The following is a 16,620-nucleotide window of genomic DNA, read 5'->3' as shown; positions in this document are numbered from 1 at the left end:
ACGACAGGATTCGGCTACGGCCCGGTGCACGGCAACATCCCGGGGACGACGGGATTTGATTATGGTCCGGTGCATGGCAACGTTCCGGGAATGACGGGCCACGGCTACGGCCCGCTGTCCGAGAACATTCAGGCGAAAGGTGAAGCGAAGGACTACGGCTACGGCCCGCTGTCCGGCCACATGCCGGCGAAGGGCGAAGCGAAGGACTACGGTTACGGTCCGCTGTCCGGCAACATGCCGGCGAAGGGCGAAGGGAAGGACTACGGTTACGGTCCGCTGTCCGGCAACATGCCGGCGAAGGGCGAAGGGAAGGACTACGGCTACGGTCCGCTTTCCGTGAACATTCAGGCGAAAGGCGAAGCGAAGGACTACGGCTACGGTCCGCTGTCCAGCCACATGCCGGCGAAGGGCGACGAAAATGTGGCCCCGGAATTCGCTAAAGGGGAAAGCTGGCCCTATACGCAGGGCGTAATGCCGTCCGCGGTCAACGATCCGTACTTCCCGTATTGGGGAGCCGCACCGTGGGGCGCAGCGCCGAACATCATGCCTTACGCTTATGGGCATGAAGGCGATTATTCTCCGTATCCGTACGGCAGCGATACGCCCGGGAATCCCCCCGCCTATCTGCATGGCGCCAACCCGGCGTACGGCTATAACGCGGCAGCCTACGGCTGGCATCAGCCCGTCTATGGCAGCTACTGGCCGCATGCCGCCGGCGTGCACGGCGGCGGAAAAGAAAAGCCTTGCAAATGCGGTTCCAAAGACAAGCGGGAAGAAAGCGATAGCGAAACGCGAAGCTCGAATGACGAGATCGGGTTTTCGGCGAACGCGGTGACCTTGCCGAAGAAGACGGCCGCGCCGCGCAAATCGGCCAGAAAGACCGTCCGCGTCTCTTCGCAGCCGTCCCCGCCGGTGCGGCGCCGCAGCACGCCGTGGATTAATCGTTGACCCGAATTCGATCGGTTGCGGGAAGGTCCCCGTCTCATTCGCCTAGCGGGAGAAGGGGGCTTTCTTTTTCGTTTCCTGATCATGCATATTCCGCTTATTCGAGAGACAATATACCAAAAGCGGAGTTAAGGGGGTTCCCAACCTATGCAATTCAGCCTCTGGAAACAAATCAAAAAGCGGCTTCGCAGAGCTAAGCGGCCGATTTTGTCCCTGGGCTGCTGGGCGGCTCTCGCTGCCGCAATATGGAACGTGCCCGCTGTTGCCGAGGGGGCGCCGCAGCATCCGGCAGGCCGGGATGCGAGCGGAACGGCCGCCGTCATCGAGTCGATTGCCGACAGTAACGTGCCGCACGAAGTTTACGTGCGGCGCATTTACATTTGCGGCGAGGAGACGGAGCGGCTCGGAACGATGACGTCCCGGAAGGTGATCGGTCTTCTGCGCAGCCATCCCGAATGGTCGGCCGAGATCGATCAAGACGGGGCGGTACGGATAGTCGAACGGATTGAAGATTTGGCCGATACATGCAGGGGCCAAGTTTATATCGGCCTGGACAAGCAGGGCAACGTGGCGCTGTTCGCAGGTCCCCCCAAGCGGGAGAAGGTGATCCGGACGTTTTTCCAGATCGATATTCAGTATATGGAGAGCAGTCTGCCGAAAGACAGGGTGGACCGGCTGATCGAAGGAATCCGGATCAACGATATCGACGAATACAACAGCGTACTGTCCACTTACAGCGACTATGCGCTGGAGCATAGCGAGAAGGTTATGAAGCCGGCCGATTGATGCGTTGCCGGATAAGCCGGCCAAGCCGGGTCACACAGGGCTGATTCCAAGCAGAAGGACACTGCTTCGGGAACAGCCCTGTTTTTTATGAAAAGGGGGATCTCAAACGCTTGTTCTCATGGCCGTTATCTTTTGTTATACTAAGAGGGCAGAGTTTCAACGCGCTGCAGATCGTGAGGGGAGAACGGGTTTGCGGGTTATGGGAATTGATCCCGGCATTGCGATTGCCGGATTCGGATTTATTGACAAGAGCGGGCACAAGCTCGTGCCGGTACAGTACGGTTCGATCGAGACGGAAGCGGGCACGCCGCAGGAGAAGCGGCTGCTGCAGATATACGAATCGGCGGGAACGCTGATGGATCGGTACAAGCCGGACGCCGTGGCGGTTGAGAAACTGTTTTTTAACCGCAACGTGACGACGGCTTTTGCCGTTGGTCAAGCGCGCGGCGTCATCATCCTCGCCGCTGCGGAGCGGGGAGTGCCGGTCGCCGAATATACGCCGCTGCAGGTGAAACAGGCGGTTGTCGGCTACGGCAAAGCCGAAAAGCGGCAAGTGCAGGAGATGGTGCGCATGTTTCTGATGCTGGCTGCGGTGCCGAAGCCGGACGATGTGGCCGACGCGCTGGCAGTGGCAATCTGCCACGCCCATACTGCCGTCATGGCGCACAAAATAAACGAGGTGCTGCGCCGATGATCGATTATGTGAAAGGACGCGTCGTTCATCTGGATGCGGAATATATCGTCGTCGACGTCAGAGACGTCGGCTATCGGATTTTACGCCGAACCCTTACAGCTTCGCGCGTTCGGAAGAGCCGGTCGTCGTCTACACCCATCATTATGTGCGCGAGGACGCAGAGCTTCTGTTCGGGTTCGCGACGCGGGAGGAACAGAAGCTGTTTCGGACGCTACTCGACGTCTCCGGCATCGGGCCGCGCGTGGCGCTCGGCATTTTGGCCGGCGGGAGGCCCGATGCGATCGCGGCCGCCATCCGCCAGGAGAATGTCGCTTTTCTGACGAAGCTGCCGGGCATCGGCAAGAAGACGGCGCAGCGGATGATTCTGGATCTGAAGGACAAGCTCGGCGCCGAAGGCGCGGATCTGCATTCGGCGGCCGGACTGGAGGCTCCGGAAGCCGAACCGGCCGATGCTGCTGCCGGCACGGCATGGCGCGAAGCGCGTGAAGGGCTGCTTGCGCTCGGCTATACGGCGGCGGAGCTGGACCGGGCGTGGCATCGGCTGCGCGACAGCGTAACGGCCGACGAGCCGGTCGATTCGCTTATGAAGCGGGCGCTGCAGCAGCTGTTCAAGGGTTGACGGAAGGAGGACGATACATATGGAAGAGCGAATAGTTTCCGCCAATCTGATGATGGACGACCATGCTGTCGAATTGAGCTTGCGTCCCCGCTATCTGGATGAATACATCGGGCAGACGAATGCGAAGGAAAATTTGAAGGTTTATATCGAAGCTGCCAAAATGCGCAAGGAAGCGCTCGACCATGTGCTGCTGTACGGGCCGCCGGGTCTCGGCAAGACGACGCTCTCGAACATTATCGCCAACGAGCTCGGCGTGCAGCTGCGGACGACGTCGGGCCCGGCAATCGAGCGGCCGGGTGATCTGGCCGCGCTGCTGACGAATTTGCAGGAGGGCGATGTCCTCTTTATCGACGAAATCCATCGGCTCCACCGTTCGGTGGAGGAAGTGCTGTATCCGGCGATGGAAGATTTCGCCCTCGATATTATGATCGGCAAAGGACCGAGCGCCCGCTCCGTCCGGCTCGATCTGCCGCCGTTCACCCTTGTCGGCGCCACTACTCGCGCCGGCTTGCTGTCGGCGCCGTTGCGCGACCGGTTCGGCGTAGTCAGCCGGCTGGAATATTATACGGTGGACGAGCTGGCCTTTATCGTTACCCGGGCGGCGGAAATTTTGGGCGTCACCGTCGTTGGGGAAGCCGCGAACGAAATTGCCATGCGTTCCCGCGGCACGCCGCGGATCGCCAACCGGTTGCTGAAACGGGTGCGCGACTTCGCGCAGGTGCGGGGCGATGGCATCATCACATATGAGATCGCCCGTTCGGCGATGGAGCTGCTGCAGGTCGATCCGCTCGGCCTGGACAGCATCGACCATAAAATGCTGCGGTCGATGGTTACGGCTTTCCGCGGTGGTCCGGTCGGGCTCGATACGATTGCCGCCACGATCGGGGAGGAAAGCCAGACGATCGAGGACGTGTACGAGCCATATTTGATGCAGATCGGCTTTCTGCAGCGGACGCCGCGCGGACGGGTCGTGACGCCGCTCGCATACCGGCACCTCGGAATCCCGCTGCCGGACGGCGGCGACGAGAAGCGGGAAGCGCCGCAATAGAAGCGGCATGCGAGCAACGGCTTCGCCCCGGCGTTGTCCGGAACGAATCCGTAAATGGAGTAGGGAGCGAGGGAAGTTTTTCATATGGTTGGGATAACGTCTTGGAAACGTCTCGCCGCCGTCTGCCTGGCGCTGCTGCTGGCCGTGTCGGTCGGGGCGGTGCGCCCGTCTCAAGGGGCGGCGCCGGGTCTGGATACGATCCGGGTCGCCATCTTTTTGAACTTGCCGAACAAATATACCCAGAATACGTCCTGGGCTACGTTTTCGTCCGCGGGAGGGCTGAGCGTCGGATTTCGCGAGCCCGCAGGCGCGAAGACATGGGACGCCATTCCGGCAGGAGAGCAAATCCGGTTCTCGCTGGACGACTATAAGGTGAAGCTTGCGGAGACGGCCGATTTCAACGCCGCAAAGGCGCTGCTCAAGCAGGTGCAGGATGCCAAAGGGGCCGGCAAGCTGATCTCGCTCTCCAAGAATGGAAAAACCGTCTATCAGGTGATCGAGGGCGGGTACGCGAACGCCGCCGAAGGGAGGAAGGCGGTCGACCGCTGGAACGGCGCGGGGCTGAAGCTGCAGTCCGGCGCCGTCAAGCCGGTGCTACAAGGACCTTTTCACCTGGAGACGGGGAGCTTCGCCAGCGAAGCGGAAGCCCGCCAGGCGGCCGATGCGTTCGGCGCTTCCGGCGTCGATGCGTTCGTCGCGCTGCGCGGCGCCGGTGCGTATACCGTCATGCTCGGGGCCGCTGCCGATGCCGCCGGATTGAACGCCGTCAAGTCGGCTGTCGCCGGCGCGGGCGGGGAAGCGCTCCGCCAGGCTGACGCATCGGCTCCGTATTTGCTGGTGCAGAACGATCATACCGTCTCCGGGCAAGCGAATGCGGCGATACGCCATTACGCCGTGCCGCTGACGGGGACGAAAGCGTGGATTGCGCCGTCCGGCGCGGAGCCGATCAAGCTGACCGAACGCTACGGGCGTACGTACAGGGGAGCGTTCGAAGCAAGCGGTTTTAACGGCAAACTGGCGGTTGTCAACGAGTTGCCGTTCGAACAATATTTGTATTCGGTCGTTGGCGCCGAAATGCCGGCGTCCTGGCCGGCGGAAGCGCTCAAGGCGCAAGCCGTAGCCGCCCGCAGCTATGCGTTGTATCAGGGCGTCGGCTTCCAGATCGCCCATGTGGTCGATACGGTGGCCAGCCAGGCTTACGGCGGCACCGGCGCCGAGAAGGCGGCGACGATCGCCGCCGTCAACGCGACCGCGGGCGAGGTGTTGATGCACGGGGGTAAAGTGATCGAGGCGCTGTTCTCTTCCAGCGCCGGCGGAGCCACAGCGGACGGAACGGAAGTGTGGGGGAACGCCGTACCTTATTTGAAGAGCGTATCGAGTCCGGACGAAGTGTCTGAGAAAGGGCTGCTCCGCTGGTACCGGATCGTCATGCCGAACGGCGAGACCGGCTATGTCCGGGAAGATTTTCTCCGTGATACCGGCCTGACCAACGCGGCGGGAGCGCCGATTCTGGAAGCGACCGGGGACGGCGTCAACGTCCGGCCGATTCCGCTCGTCCAGGATAGCGTCGCGCCAGTCGGCACGCTGAACAGAGGGACGCGCGTCGTATCGCTCGGCTCGACGTTCCAATCCAATCCGATGTCGTGGGTGCGCGGGCCGTTTACGTCAGAGCAATTGCTCGCGACGCTCAAAGGGAAAACGGCGACCGCTGTCACCGGGCCGATCCGTACGCTGGAGGTGACCGGGAGAGGGCCTTCCGGCCGCGTAACCCAAATGACCGCGAACGGACAGAAGCTTGACGTTCGTTACCCGGACATATTCCGTTCGGCTCTCGGTTCGCTGCCGAGCACCCGGTTCACCGTCGACGAGACGGCCCGGCTGTCGATCGAGTCGGGCGCCGGCGCGAGAAGGGAACTGCCGGCCGACAGCAATCCCCTCTATGTGCTCGGGGCATCGGGGAGCGTCCGGCAAGCGCCCGACCCGGGCGTGTTCGTTCTTGACGGGAACGGCAAGCTGCGCGCGACGACGAAGGAGCCGGGCTTTCGGTTCGTCGGCACGGGCAACGGACACGGGCTCGGCCTGTCCCAGTACGGCGCGCTCGGCCTGGCCCAGCAAGGGTATGATTACCAGCGAATATTGAAATACTACTACCCGGAAACTACGATTGCGAAAGGTTGACCATAATAAAAATATGAAAGCGGAATGGTTCGATTTCGAGCTGCCGGAGCGGCTCATTGCCCAGACGCCGCTGCCGGAGCGCACCGCTTCCAGGCTGCTGACGCTCGAGAAGGCAACCGGCCGGATCGCCCACCATACGTTTCGTGACTTGGCGGCATACGTACGGGAAGGCGATACGTTTGTGTTTAACGATACGCGCGTCATGCCGGCGAGGCTGATCGGCGTCAAGGCAGATACCGGCGCGAAGGTGGAACTGCTGCTGCTCAAGCAGCTGGAGGGCGACCGGTGGGAGACGTTGGCCAAGCCGGCGAAGCGTTTGAAGCGGGGGACGGAGATTGCGTTTGGCGATCAAGCCGGTACTCCGCTGCTGCGCGCCGTCGTGGAAGAAGAAGGAGAAATGGGAAGCCGGATCGTACGCTTCAGGTACGAGGGCATTTTCCACGAACTTCTCGATCGGCTCGGCGAGATGCCGCTGCCGCCGTATATCAAGACAAGACTGGAAGACCGCGAGCGGTACCAGACCGTATATGCCCGTCATACCGGGTCGGCCGCGGCGCCGACGGCAGGACTTCATTTTACCGAGCCGTTTATGCGGGAGCTGCAGGACAAGGGCGTTCAAATCGCTTACGTAACGCTGCATGTCGGACTCGGAACGTTCCGGCCGATATCGGCGGAAAATGTGGAAGACCACGAGATGCATGCGGAATATTATCGTCTCGATGAAGCGAACGCGCGCATGATCCGCGAGGCGAAGCAAGCGGGGCGGCGCATTGTTGCGATCGGCACGACGTCCGCCAGGACGCTGGAGACGCTTGGCGGCCGGTATCCCGACGGCAACATCGAGGCGTGCAGCGGCTGGACGGACATTTTCATCTATCCCGGCTACAAATTCCGGATGGTCGACGCGCTGCTGACGAATTTTCATCTGCCGCAATCGACACTCGTGATGCTGGTCAGCGCGCTGGCGGGACGGGATGCGGTGATGAGAGCGTACGCGGAAGCAATTGAACGGGAGTACCGCTTCTTCAGCTTCGGCGATGCGATGTTTATCTATTAATACGGAAATACGGAACGGAAGAGGGAAAAAGTGGCCATTAAATATGAACTGATCAAAACTTGCAAGCAGTCGGGCGCCGCCTCGGCCGGATTTATACGCCGCACGGCGTCATCGAGACGCCGACGTTCATGCCTGTCGGCACCCAGGCAACCGTAAAGACGATGAGCCCGGAAGAACTGAAGGCGATGGATGCCCGCATCATCTTGAGCAACACGTATCATCTGTTCATCCGGCCGGGCCACGACCTGATTCGCCGGGCGGGCGGACTGCACCGGTTTATGAACTGGGACCGGCCGATCTTGACCGACAGCGGCGGTTTTCAGGTGTTCAGCCTGAGCAATATGCGGAAAATCACCGAAGAAGGCGTGGAGTTCCGATCGCATCTGAACGGGGACAAGCTGTTTATTTCACCCGAGAAAGCGATGGAAATTCAGAACGCGCTCGGCTCCGACATCATGATGGCGTTCGACGAATGCCCGCCGTATCCGGCAACGTACGATTATGTCAAGCAATCGCTCGAACGGACGACCCGATGGGCGGAACGGTGCCTGAAATCGCATGCCCGCAAAGACGAGCAGGCGCTGTTTGCCATCGTTCAGGGCGGCATGTACGAAGATTTGCGCAAACAAAGCGCGGCCGAGTTGACTTCCATGGATTTCCCGGGGTATGCTATTGGTGGACTAAGCGTCGGCGAACCAAAACATACCATGTTTGAGGTGCTCGACTACACGACGCCTCTCCTGCCGGCGGACAAGCCGCGCTATCTGATGGGAGTAGGATCGCCGGATGCGCTGATCGAAGGCTCGATCCGCGGAATCGACATGTTCGATTGCGTCCTGCCGACGCGGATTGCCCGCAACGGCACCCTGATGACCAGCGAAGGCAGACTCGTCGTCCGCAATGCGAAATATGCGGAGGATTTCGGTCCGCTGGATCCCGCCTGCACGTGCTACACTTGCGCCAACTATTCGCGAGCGTATATTCGTCATCTGATCAAAGCCGATGAAACGTTCGGCATCCGGCTGACGACTTACCATAACCTGCACTTTTTGCTGCGGCTTATGGAAGATGTGCGCCAGGCGATTCGGGACGACCGGCTGCTGGACTTCCGGGACGAATTTTTCGCCCGGTACGGACTGTTCGACAATGAGAAGGGGTTTTGAAAGGGGGGGTACCATGTTTATAGCGGCAGATGCAGGCGCCGGCTCAGGCGGATTTCTCGGCCTTATTCTTCCGTTTGTGCTGATGTTCGCCGTATTTTATTTCCTGTTGATTCGTCCGCAGCAGAAGAAGCAGAAGCAGCGCAATTTGATGCTGAGCCAGCTGAAGAAGGGCGACAAAATTACGACGATCGGAGGCATGCACGGAACGATAGTCGAGCTGACCGACGATACGGTCGTGCTGCGCGTCAACGACGCAACGAAAATTACGTTCGAGCGGAGCGCTGTCAATTCCGTTATTTCGAGTGCGGCAGCTTCCTCGGATTCGTAACGGAAAGGCAAACGAAACGTATAAAACCGGCCGGGCCGTAAGCCTAGCCGGTTTTTTGCCGTTCGCCTAAAAGATATTTGGAGAACAGAAGCCCCCGGTAGCCAAGCCGCCCGAACCCTCGCGCCCCGCTCGGCAGGTCCGCAGCCGTTAACACAGCGCCGGGCAGCATCGGAGGCGCTGGGGCAGCTTTCCGCCCTTTAGCGCCGTCTGTTCGTCAGCTCGCGCATCGATCCCGGCACGGGAACGGTGCGGCCTGCAGGCAGGTCGTACCGGCTGAAATAGAGCCCGAGCGCTGCGGAAAGGATGCCGAGTACCGTCCCTCCCAGCATATCGGTCATCCAGTGAATCCCCAGATAGAAAATGCTCGTAATAATGACGGCTGCGCTTATTCCGACGAGCCAGGCCCAGCGCCGAATCTTCGAGCGGAACGCAAGGATCGCAAGCGTGACCGAGATCGAAGTGTGGAGACTCGGAAAGCAATTGTCCAGCCCGGACAAATGGCGGTATTCCGACTCGAAGGCGGGAAACGTCTCAAGTATCCGAAACGATACGTTCGAGTGGTAAAACCACGCTTCGTTAACCGGAAAATAAAGAAAAAACGGGATCGCGATGACGTAATTGATCATGATCGCATAGCAGGTCGCCCTGTACAGCCGTTTCGTCGGATCGAGATAGACGTACATGACGAGCGATGCGATAAGCAGCGACTGAAAAACGACAATATACATAAAGGACATGACGGGCGTCAGCCAATCGCGCACGAGCAGCTGCTGGATATTCGCGACCAGATCCCCTTCGATCGCATAAAACAGCGGCGTGAAATCGGCGCTGTACTGCATTTTCCCTTCGTACGACAACTCCAGCTTGTTGAGCAGCAAAATGCCGAGCAGAGCGGCAAACAGGAGCAGATGGCTGCGCGAAACGGCCAGCTCCCGCACGAACCGTCCGCCGACCCGCAACGGATTGGCGCCGGTTCCGTAAGCAAGCAAAATGATAACGGTCAGCGTCGTATACCATATGACGTCGTTCATGGAATGAAATAGCACCATGGTATTGTATCCCCCTATATCGTCTCCGGTTCCGCATATAACGTCTAGTATAGCATAATCGTCGGGCAGAGGGGATAGGTTCGGCCGGCAGCTATGCCGCCAAGTACGGTGCCGTTACTTGTGCAGATTGACGCCGACCATGCCGCCGAACGCGCCGGACAGAATGGTGACGCCGACAAGCAGCGCGCTGCGTGCGGACAGACCGCCGTCGGCCGCCAGAAAACCGATAAGCAGAATGATGATCGCATAGAAAAAGCCGAGAATGCTGCCGTAATACCAGCCTTTATGCCCGGAACGCTTGCCTGCGGCAAATCCGCCGGCCAGTGCCGCAACCCCGTGGGCAATCATCGCGGAGACCGGAAGATCGCTTTCCTGCACCCCGCCGTATCGCAGCAGCAACGACAACAGCAAGGCGCCCGCCGCCAGCCATAGCGCGGCGGTTACGACACCGGCCAGAAACGGGGAACCGAGCGGAGCTTTGGTAACATGCTTCGAACTCATTGAACCTTCCTCCTTTTGAAAAATGGATGGCGATCTGTTCATTCGGCCATGCCATCGGACGTTATTACAACCATATGGTCAAGCCGGACAAAATAGTACGGCCGAAGCCCGACTCGTCCTGCCATAAATTCGTAAGGCTGTCGCCGTATGCCGCCATCGGCGAGGGGTGACACTAGGAGTTGCAAGACTGCTGCCGCAGTCGGATCGCGTACGATGATAAATCGGGAGGCCGTTGACGATGGAATATTTGCTGTTATTGTTCCGGACGCTTGTCATTTACTTCGTCGTGTTTTTAACGGTTCGGCTGATGGGCAAACGGGAGATTGGAAAACTGTCGGTATTCGACCTGATTATTTCGTTCATGATTGCCGAAATCGCGGTCATCGTCATCGAAGATGTCAAACGCCCTATTTGGGACGGGGTGCTGCCGATGGCGCTGCTGGTGGCGATCCAGATCGCAACGGCTTTTCTGGCCTTGAAGAGCCGGACCGTTCGCCGGCTGCTGGACGGCAAGCCGTCCGTCATTATTGCGAAGGGACAATTGAACCGCGAAGCGATGCGCAAAGAACGGTACAACATCGACGATCTGACATCGCAGCTGCGGGAAAATCAGTTGTCGTCGCCGGACGATGTCGAATTCGCCATATTGGAGACGAACGGCAAGCTGTCCATCGTGAAAAAAACGAGAATGAAAATGCGCAACAAGACGCATCGGTTCCGCATCGTCAAGAATCGGGCGGCAGCGGGCAGGCGGCTCAGCCGATGGCGCCGTCCGACATGTTCCGTTTCGAGTCGTTGCCGGTCAGCCTGATCATGGATGGTCAGGTGCAGGACGAACATCTGCAGCAGCTTGGCAAAAGCCGCTTCTGGCTCAAAAACGAACTGCGCCGTAACGGCGTTTCCAATTTCCGGGACGTCTTCTTCTGCTCGATCGACCACGACGGGAAGCTGTACATCAACACGTACCGCAAGCACAATCCGAACCGCTAGGGCCGAAACCAGCGTCCGATGAACGGGACTCTCGCGGCATCGTGCCGGTCGATAATGCCCATGGCGACCATCAGCACCAGGTAGATGGCGGCACCGGCCGCGCAGGCGCCGGCCAAATTCAGCCATTCCGCCGGCAGGAGCTGCCGGTTCATCAGCCACTGCGCCGCCGCGCCCATAATGGTCATGGCGGCTCCGACTTTAAGGAAATCCGTTCCTTTCATCCGGAATCCGATATAACGAAGCACGCTGACGGCATGAAGCAGTGTGACGAGTATAATATTGACGCTGATGGCGATAAGCGCTCCGTATATGCCGAAATCGGGATTGGACGCGAGCTGGATAATAAGCGTCAGCTTGATGGCCGCTCCGATGAAGGTGTTCGTCAAGGCGGTGCCCGCTTTGTTCAGCGCCTGAAGGGAAGCCTGAAGCGGAGCCTGCAAATAAATGAACAGGCCGACCAGCGCGATCAGGCGAAGCATCGGAGCAATTTCCGCATGATTGTACAGCAGCCGGCATATCGGTTCGGCGAACAGCCACATGACGATGACGAACGGCGCCCCCGTTACGAGCGCCAGCCGCATAGACTGATGCAACCGCTTGTGGATCGTCGCACGATCGCCGCGCGCAGCCGCTTCCGAAAGCGACGGCACCAGCGAAACGGCGAGCGAATAGGTCAGTGCGGTCGGAAGCAGGACGAGCGGCATGATCATTCCTTTCAGCGCGCCGTACTGGGCGGTTGCGACGCTGGTAACGATGCCGGCCGCCGCCAGGGAGCGGGTGATGAAGATCGATTCCAGCAATCCCGACAGAGAGCCGACCATCTGGCTTGCGGTGACCGGTGCGGACAAGCCGAGCAACCGCTTCAGCGCCGGTTCCCGTTCCGCCGCGGTCGTGCCGGAGCCGGCGGCCGGCGCCGGACGGGGGCGTCCGCGGTAAAATTTCCAGAGCAGGACGGACAAGCCGCCGATTTCGCCGGCGACGACGCCGATCATGGCGCCGGCCGCTCCCCACTCCACGCCGTACGGCAGCAGCACGGCGGCGAGAGACAAGCTGGCGATAATGCGGATGACCGTTTCCACGACTTGCGATACCGCTGTCGGCACCATGTTTTGCTTGCCCTGAAAGTAACCGCGGTATACCGACGAAATACCGATAATCAAGAGCAGCGGCGTCATACATAGAAACGTCCGGTACACCCGGCTGTCGGGCAGGACATGTGTTGTCACCCACGGCGCAAGCAGCAGCAGCGCCGCTGTAAACAGGAGAGAAAGCGTTACGACGAGCCCCATCGCGGTGCGGAAAATATGTTTGGCCCGCTCCGTATCGCCGGACGATTCGGCTTCGGCCACCCATTTGGCGATCGCGAGCGGGATTCCTCCTACGATCAGAGTCAGCATGACGGACAAGAATGGATAGCTGAGCTGGTACAAGCCGACTCCTTCCGCGCCGATAATGCGAGGCAGAGCGATTCGCGGCACGAAGCCGAGAATCCGGTTGATGACCCCGGCGGCGAGGAGAATCATGGCTCCTTTGATAAACGTTTGCTTCGTCACATTTGCTCCCTCTTCTCGTCACGGTTTTGAACGGGCCGGTGTCCGGGGCACGCAGACAGGCCCGTATAACATTTTTATGCAAGGCCCGTCCGTTTCCATGTCAGCCATTTTCAGCCTTATGCAGGAATTCGGATCGGCGGCAGCGAACTGTTAAGCGAAACTGGCGGGAGATTCGCCGCTACACATGAAAAATCCAGGGTCCTAGTGAACATGGCCTGTCGGACGACAAAGCCGGACTTGAAGGGGGAAGCGGATGATGGAGGAACTGGAATGGGACGATTCGATCAGGGCGCTTTGCGAGAGCAAGGCGGAAGAGTTTCGGTTGATCGGCTACGAGCATGTCAGCGCGGATGAAATCTGGGAATGCGTGAGCGCCAATTACGCCAAGAGCGGCATGCCGGCGCTTCACCGGATCGTCAACGATATTTTGTCGCTCAAGGCGACGCAATTTATGAACTACTTGACGTTGAGCGCCTTGCGAAGAACCCGTTTCTGAGGAAAGGGGTTCTTTTTTTGACTGCCATTTTATCCATCGCTATAATAGGACTATTGAGAACTGAAGGAGGAGCATGGACGTTATGAGCGGGAAGAGAATTATCGCCTTCCTCGGGGTTGTCGCCGTCTTGTTCGGCGCGATCGTATGGACAAGCCCCGATTTTGTCCGGGGAGTCCGGCTCGGGCTGGACCTGAAGGGCGGCTTCGAAATTTTGTACGAGGCTTCGCCGATCGAAGGCGGCCAGCAGGTGACGCCCGAATCGCTGCGCGAGACGGCGAAAAGCCTGGAATCGCGCGTCGATGCCCTGGGCATTGCCGAGCCGGAAATTACGACGGAGGGCAGCAACCGGATTCGGGTGAAGCTGGCGGGCGTTACGAATGAAGAGGAAGTCCGGGAAATCATCAAAAAACCGGTCAATTTGACGTTTCGCGCACCCGACGGAACGATCGAGCTTAAAGGCAGCGATTTTGTGGAAAACGGGGCGAGAGTCGAATACGATCAGGTCGGCAATCCGCTTGTGACGATCAAGCTGAAGGATGCGAAGAAGTTTGAGGATGTGACGACTCGCCTGACCGGGCAGACGCTGTCCATCTATCTGGACGACGAACTGCTGTCCAGCCCGGTCGTCAACTACCCGATCACCGGCGGCAGCGCCCAGATCAGCGGCGACTATACGCTGGAGGAAGCGCGGAAGCTGCGGGATACGATCAACCTCGGCGCGCTTCCGCTGAAGCTGACGGAGAAATATACGCAGAGCGTCGGCGCGACGCTCGGCCAGCAGTCGCTGGAGCAAACGGTGCAGGCCGGCATCATCGGCACGTTGATTATTCTCGTGTTTCTCGTCATTCTGTACCGGCTGCCCGGCGTCGTCGCCTGCATTTCGCTGATCACGTATACGTGGCTGCTCATTATCGTATACAATCTGATGCATGCCACGTTAACGCTTCCCGGCATCGCCGCGTTCGTGCTCGGCATCGGGATGGCGGTCGACGCCAACATTATTACCGCGGAGCGGATCAAGGAAGAGATCCGCAGCGGCAAAAGTTTGCTGTCTTCGCTGAAAGCCGGATCGAAGAGCTCGTTCCGCACCATTATGGACGCCAACGTTACGAGCATCATTTCCAGCCTGGTGCTCTATTATATCGGCAACGGGGCGATCCGCGGCTTCGCGCTGACGATGATTTTGAGCATCCTGCTCAGCGTATTGACGAACGTCTTTTTCTCCCGCTTCCTGATTCATTTGCTTGCCAAAAGCAATGTATTCACCAAGCCGTTCTATTACGGCGTGAAGGAGGCGGAAATCCGTGAACTATAATACGAAATACCAGACGAAAATCCGGTTTGACTTTGTTCGCAACCGGAACAAGTTTTTTGCCTTCTCGATCGCGCTGACGATAGCGGGCATCCTGTCGCTTCTTATTTTTAATTTGAATTACGGCGTCGACTTCAAGGCCGGCACGAATATGGATATATCGCTCAGCGGCTCGTCGATTACGCAAGATGAAGCGAAGCAGCTGCTGGCGGAAGCCGGCTACGAGGACGTTACGCCGACCGTCGGGGGCAATCGCGGCGAGCGGGTGACGGTCCGGTTCGAAACGGTGCTGGAACAGTCGGAAACGAATCATATTATGAAGCTGTTCAAGGACAAATACGGAGAAGACGTCTCGTCGGAAATTAACATCGTCTCTCCGGATATGGCCCGGGAGCTCGGCATCAAAACGATATTTGCGATCATTATCGCCTCTGTGGCGATCATGCTGTATGTCATGCTCCGCTTTGAATGGCGGATGGCGCTCGCGATGAACATTGCGATATTGTACGATGCGTTCGTCGTGGTCGCGATCTTCTCCATCTTCCGGCTGCAGGTCGACTTGCCGTTTATCGCCGCCGTTCTGACGACGATCGGTTACTCGATCAACGACAAGATCGTCATATTCGACCGAATTCGGGAAAATATGCGGTTCAATAAAGTGAAAAATTTCGATCAGCTCGCCGAACTGGTCAACGCGAGCATATGGCAGACGATGGCGCGAAACATCTACACCGTTCTGACGGTCGTCATTGTCGCCGTCTGTCTGTTCCTGTTCGGCAGCGAATCGATCAAGCTGTTCTCGCTGGCGAAAATTATCGGTCTGCTTAGCGGGGCTTATTCGACGATTTGCATAGCCAGCCAGCTCTGGCTTGTCATGAAGAACAAGCAGAAGCCGAACAAGCAGGCGGTCAAGGCGCAGTCCGCGTCGTAGTTGTCTTGCTTGCCGGCGGATCGCAATGGCATTAGGAGGCGCATGTGCAAAATGAAGCAGCGATACGCTCGATCGGAAGCCGCTATCAGGTACGGCTTGTGGGGAAATACGGCGTTGGCGCTGTTCAAAGGAATTGTCGGCTGGCTGAGCGGGAGCACGGCGCTGCTGGCCGATGCATTCCGCTCGACCGCCGAAGCGGCGGAATCGTATGCGGATCTTCGATTAAGCCGCCGCGCGCGGGCGGGACGAGCAGTCCGCGGCGGAGATATGAAGGCGGAGACCGCCAAAACGTCGTGCTGTCGGCGATCATGTTGCTTGCCGGGATGGAAATCGGCATCTCGTCGATTCGCGTTATAATAGCCGGAGATATGGAAGCGCCTCATTGGCCGGCTGCCGCTGCCGCGCTGTTCGGTCTGCTCGTCCGGCAGTGGGTACTGCCGCCGGGCGGAGCCGGGGACAGAAGAGCCGCCCTGTATGTGTCGGCTGCCGCCGCGGCCGGCGCCGGCGGCGCCTGGATCGGCGGTCTGATGTCCGTACCGCATTTGTCTTATCTCGATCCTGCCGCCGGGCTCATCATTTCCGCGCTCGTGCTGGCGGAAGGCTGCCGGCTCATTATCGGCACGGCCCGGAGCGGGGCGTTCGCCGAGCGCGGAGCCGAACGCGCCGATGAGCTGATGCAGGTGATCCAGCGGGTTGAAGGCGTCATCACGGTGGAAATGGTGCGGGCCCGCGAACGCGGACATTACGTGGTGGTCGAAGTCGTCATCAGCGTCAATCCGCGCATCAGCGTGATGGAAGGAAGCGAGATCGCCAAGCGGGTCAGACTGCTGCTGCTCGACCGATTCATTCATGTGGCGGATGTGACGGTACATGTCGAGCCGTACGATCCCGGCTATCCTTACAGATCGAATCATGATCCCAATCAGGAGCATATGCCGACGCTGCTGCAGTAGCAGCAGCGTTATTCATG

General features: G+C 59.2%; 14 protein-coding genes and 4 pseudogenes. 15 read left to right on the top strand and 3 right to left on the bottom strand.

Going from position 1 to position 16,620, the window contains the following annotated elements; translation table 11 throughout:
* The 9 genes and pseudogenes from PACILC2_RS11935 to yajC all read left to right on the top strand — a co-directional run.
* A pseudogene (locus tag PACILC2_RS11935) lies at positions 1-948 on the top strand (hypothetical protein); the annotation flags it as partial.
* A 144-nt stretch (positions 949-1,092) separates the two neighbouring features.
* Positions 1,093-1,731 (top strand): BofC C-terminal domain-containing protein, encoded by a 639-nt coding sequence (locus PACILC2_RS11930; protein ID WP_213528985.1) that lies wholly within the window; start codon positions 1,093-1,095, stop codon positions 1,729-1,731.
* A gap of 190 nt (positions 1,732-1,921) precedes the next feature.
* Positions 1,922-2,425 carry a crossover junction endodeoxyribonuclease RuvC gene (ruvC, locus tag PACILC2_RS11925; protein WP_213528984.1) on the top strand — a complete coding sequence of 168 codons (504 nt, stop codon included), beginning with the start codon at positions 1,922-1,924 and terminating at the stop codon, positions 2,423-2,425.
* A pseudogene (ruvA, locus tag PACILC2_RS11920) lies at positions 2,422-3,044 on the top strand (Holliday junction branch migration protein RuvA). The gene ruvC and the pseudogene ruvA overlap by 4 nt, the downstream one beginning before the upstream one ends.
* A 19-nt stretch (positions 3,045-3,063) precedes the next feature.
* Positions 3,064-4,092 (top strand): Holliday junction branch migration DNA helicase RuvB, encoded by a 1,029-nt coding sequence (gene ruvB, locus PACILC2_RS11915; protein WP_062491955.1) that lies wholly within the window; start codon positions 3,064-3,066, stop codon positions 4,090-4,092.
* 84 nt (positions 4,093-4,176) lie between these two features.
* The gene (locus tag PACILC2_RS11910; protein ID WP_213528983.1) at positions 4,177-6,270 is read left to right on the top strand and encodes a SpoIID/LytB domain-containing protein; all 2,094 of its coding nucleotides are present in this window, start codon (positions 4,177-4,179) and stop codon (positions 6,268-6,270) included.
* 13 nt (positions 6,271-6,283) lie between these two features.
* A complete protein-coding gene (gene queA, locus PACILC2_RS11905; RefSeq protein WP_213528982.1) occupies positions 6,284-7,327 on the top strand; it encodes a tRNA preQ1(34) S-adenosylmethionine ribosyltransferase-isomerase QueA in 1,044 nt (347 codons plus the stop codon).
* A gap of 30 nt (positions 7,328-7,357) precedes the next feature.
* Positions 7,358-8,490 (top strand): annotated as a pseudogene (tgt, locus tag PACILC2_RS11900) (tRNA guanosine(34) transglycosylase Tgt).
* A gap of 13 nt (positions 8,491-8,503) precedes the next feature.
* Positions 8,504-8,818, top strand: coding sequence for a preprotein translocase subunit YajC (yajC, locus tag PACILC2_RS11895; protein WP_062491960.1), 315 nt, complete (start codon positions 8,504-8,506; stop codon positions 8,816-8,818).
* Between the two features lie 197 nt (positions 8,819-9,015).
* On the opposite strand, the gene PACILC2_RS11890 is transcribed toward yajC, so the two are convergent.
* On the bottom strand, positions 9,016-9,867 hold the full coding sequence (locus PACILC2_RS11890) for a phosphatase PAP2 family protein (protein ID WP_213528981.1): 852 nt from the start codon (positions 9,865-9,867) through the stop codon (positions 9,016-9,018).
* A 114-nt stretch (positions 9,868-9,981) separates the two neighbouring features.
* Positions 9,982-10,368: a TIGR04086 family membrane protein gene (locus PACILC2_RS11885; RefSeq protein ID WP_062491964.1), complete on the bottom strand. Its 387-nt coding sequence runs from the start codon at positions 10,366-10,368 to the stop codon at positions 9,982-9,984.
* Positions 10,369-10,606: 238 nt separating this feature from the next.
* On the opposite strand from PACILC2_RS11885, the pseudogene PACILC2_RS11880 reads away from it, so the two are divergent.
* A pseudogene (locus PACILC2_RS11880) lies at positions 10,607-11,358 on the top strand (YetF domain-containing protein).
* Here the strand turns inward: PACILC2_RS11880 and spoVB are convergent.
* The gene (gene spoVB / locus PACILC2_RS11875; RefSeq protein ID WP_213528980.1) at positions 11,355-12,911 is read right to left on the bottom strand and encodes a stage V sporulation protein B; all 1,557 of its coding nucleotides are present in this window, start codon (positions 12,909-12,911) and stop codon (positions 11,355-11,357) included. The pseudogene PACILC2_RS11880 and the gene spoVB sit on opposite strands and share 4 nt — an antisense overlap.
* Positions 12,912-13,167: 256 nt before the next feature.
* Between spoVB and PACILC2_RS11870 the strand changes: the two genes are divergently transcribed.
* The 5 genes from PACILC2_RS11870 to PACILC2_RS11855 all read left to right on the top strand — a co-directional run bounded on the left by PACILC2_RS11870 (position 13,168) and on the right by PACILC2_RS11855 (position 16,603).
* Entirely contained in the window at positions 13,168-13,407 is a 240-nt protein-coding gene (locus PACILC2_RS11870; protein WP_372447117.1) for a post-transcriptional regulator, read from the top strand.
* A gap of 82 nt (positions 13,408-13,489) precedes the next feature.
* Positions 13,490-14,722: a protein translocase subunit SecD gene (secD, locus tag PACILC2_RS11865; protein WP_213528978.1), complete on the top strand. Its 1,233-nt coding sequence runs from the start codon at positions 13,490-13,492 to the stop codon at positions 14,720-14,722.
* A complete protein-coding gene (gene secF / locus PACILC2_RS11860; protein ID WP_213528977.1) occupies positions 14,712-15,650 on the top strand; it encodes a protein translocase subunit SecF in 939 nt (312 codons plus the stop codon). The genes secD and secF overlap by 11 nt, the downstream gene beginning before the upstream one ends.
* A 42-nt stretch (positions 15,651-15,692) precedes the next feature.
* On the top strand, positions 15,693-16,007 hold the full coding sequence (locus tag PACILC2_RS29380) for a cation efflux transmembrane domain-containing protein (protein ID WP_372447115.1): 315 nt from the start codon (positions 15,693-15,695) through the stop codon (positions 16,005-16,007).
* Positions 15,959-16,603, top strand: a complete 645-nt coding sequence (locus PACILC2_RS11855) for a cation transporter dimerization domain-containing protein (RefSeq protein WP_372447116.1) — start codon at positions 15,959-15,961, stop codon at positions 16,601-16,603. The genes PACILC2_RS29380 and PACILC2_RS11855 overlap by 49 nt, the downstream gene beginning before the upstream one ends.
* Positions 16,604-16,620 lie beyond the last annotated feature (17 nt).

It is taken from the genome of Paenibacillus cisolokensis (genome assembly GCF_018403665.1).
GTDB classification, from domain to species: domain Bacteria; phylum Bacillota; class Bacilli; order Paenibacillales; family Paenibacillaceae; genus Paenibacillus_AH; species Paenibacillus_AH cisolokensis.
The sequence above is the reverse complement of the archived record's forward strand: the minus strand, read 5'-3'. Positions and strand labels throughout refer to the sequence as shown.

Bases quoted from the DNA above. Each gene is read 5' to 3' on its own strand.
- PACILC2_RS11930 (WP_213528985.1), top strand. From the start codon at position 1,093: ATGCAATTCAGCCTCTGGAAACAAATCAAAAAGCGGCTTCGCAGAGCT.
- ruvB (WP_062491955.1), top strand. From the start codon at position 3,064: ATGGAAGAGCGAATAGTTTCCGCCAATCTGATGATGGACGACCATGCT.
- PACILC2_RS11910 (WP_213528983.1), top strand. From the start codon at position 4,177: ATGGTTGGGATAACGTCTTGGAAACGTCTCGCCGCCGTCTGCCTGGCG.
- queA (WP_213528982.1), top strand. From the start codon at position 6,284: ATGAAAGCGGAATGGTTCGATTTCGAGCTGCCGGAGCGGCTCATTGCC.
- yajC (WP_062491960.1), top strand. From the start codon at position 8,504: ATGTTTATAGCGGCAGATGCAGGCGCCGGCTCAGGCGGATTTCTCGGC.
- PACILC2_RS11890 (WP_213528981.1), bottom strand. From the start codon at position 9,867: ATGGTGCTATTTCATTCCATGAACGACGTCATATGGTATACGACGCTG.
- PACILC2_RS11885 (WP_062491964.1), bottom strand. From the start codon at position 10,368: ATGAGTTCGAAGCATGTTACCAAAGCTCCGCTCGGTTCCCCGTTTCTG.
- PACILC2_RS11870 (WP_372447117.1), top strand. From the start codon at position 13,168: ATGGAGGAACTGGAATGGGACGATTCGATCAGGGCGCTTTGCGAGAGC.
- secD (WP_213528978.1), top strand. From the start codon at position 13,490: ATGAGCGGGAAGAGAATTATCGCCTTCCTCGGGGTTGTCGCCGTCTTG.
- PACILC2_RS29380 (WP_372447115.1), top strand. From the start codon at position 15,693: ATGTGCAAAATGAAGCAGCGATACGCTCGATCGGAAGCCGCTATCAGG.
- PACILC2_RS11855 (WP_372447116.1), top strand. From the start codon at position 15,959: ATGTTGCTTGCCGGGATGGAAATCGGCATCTCGTCGATTCGCGTTATA.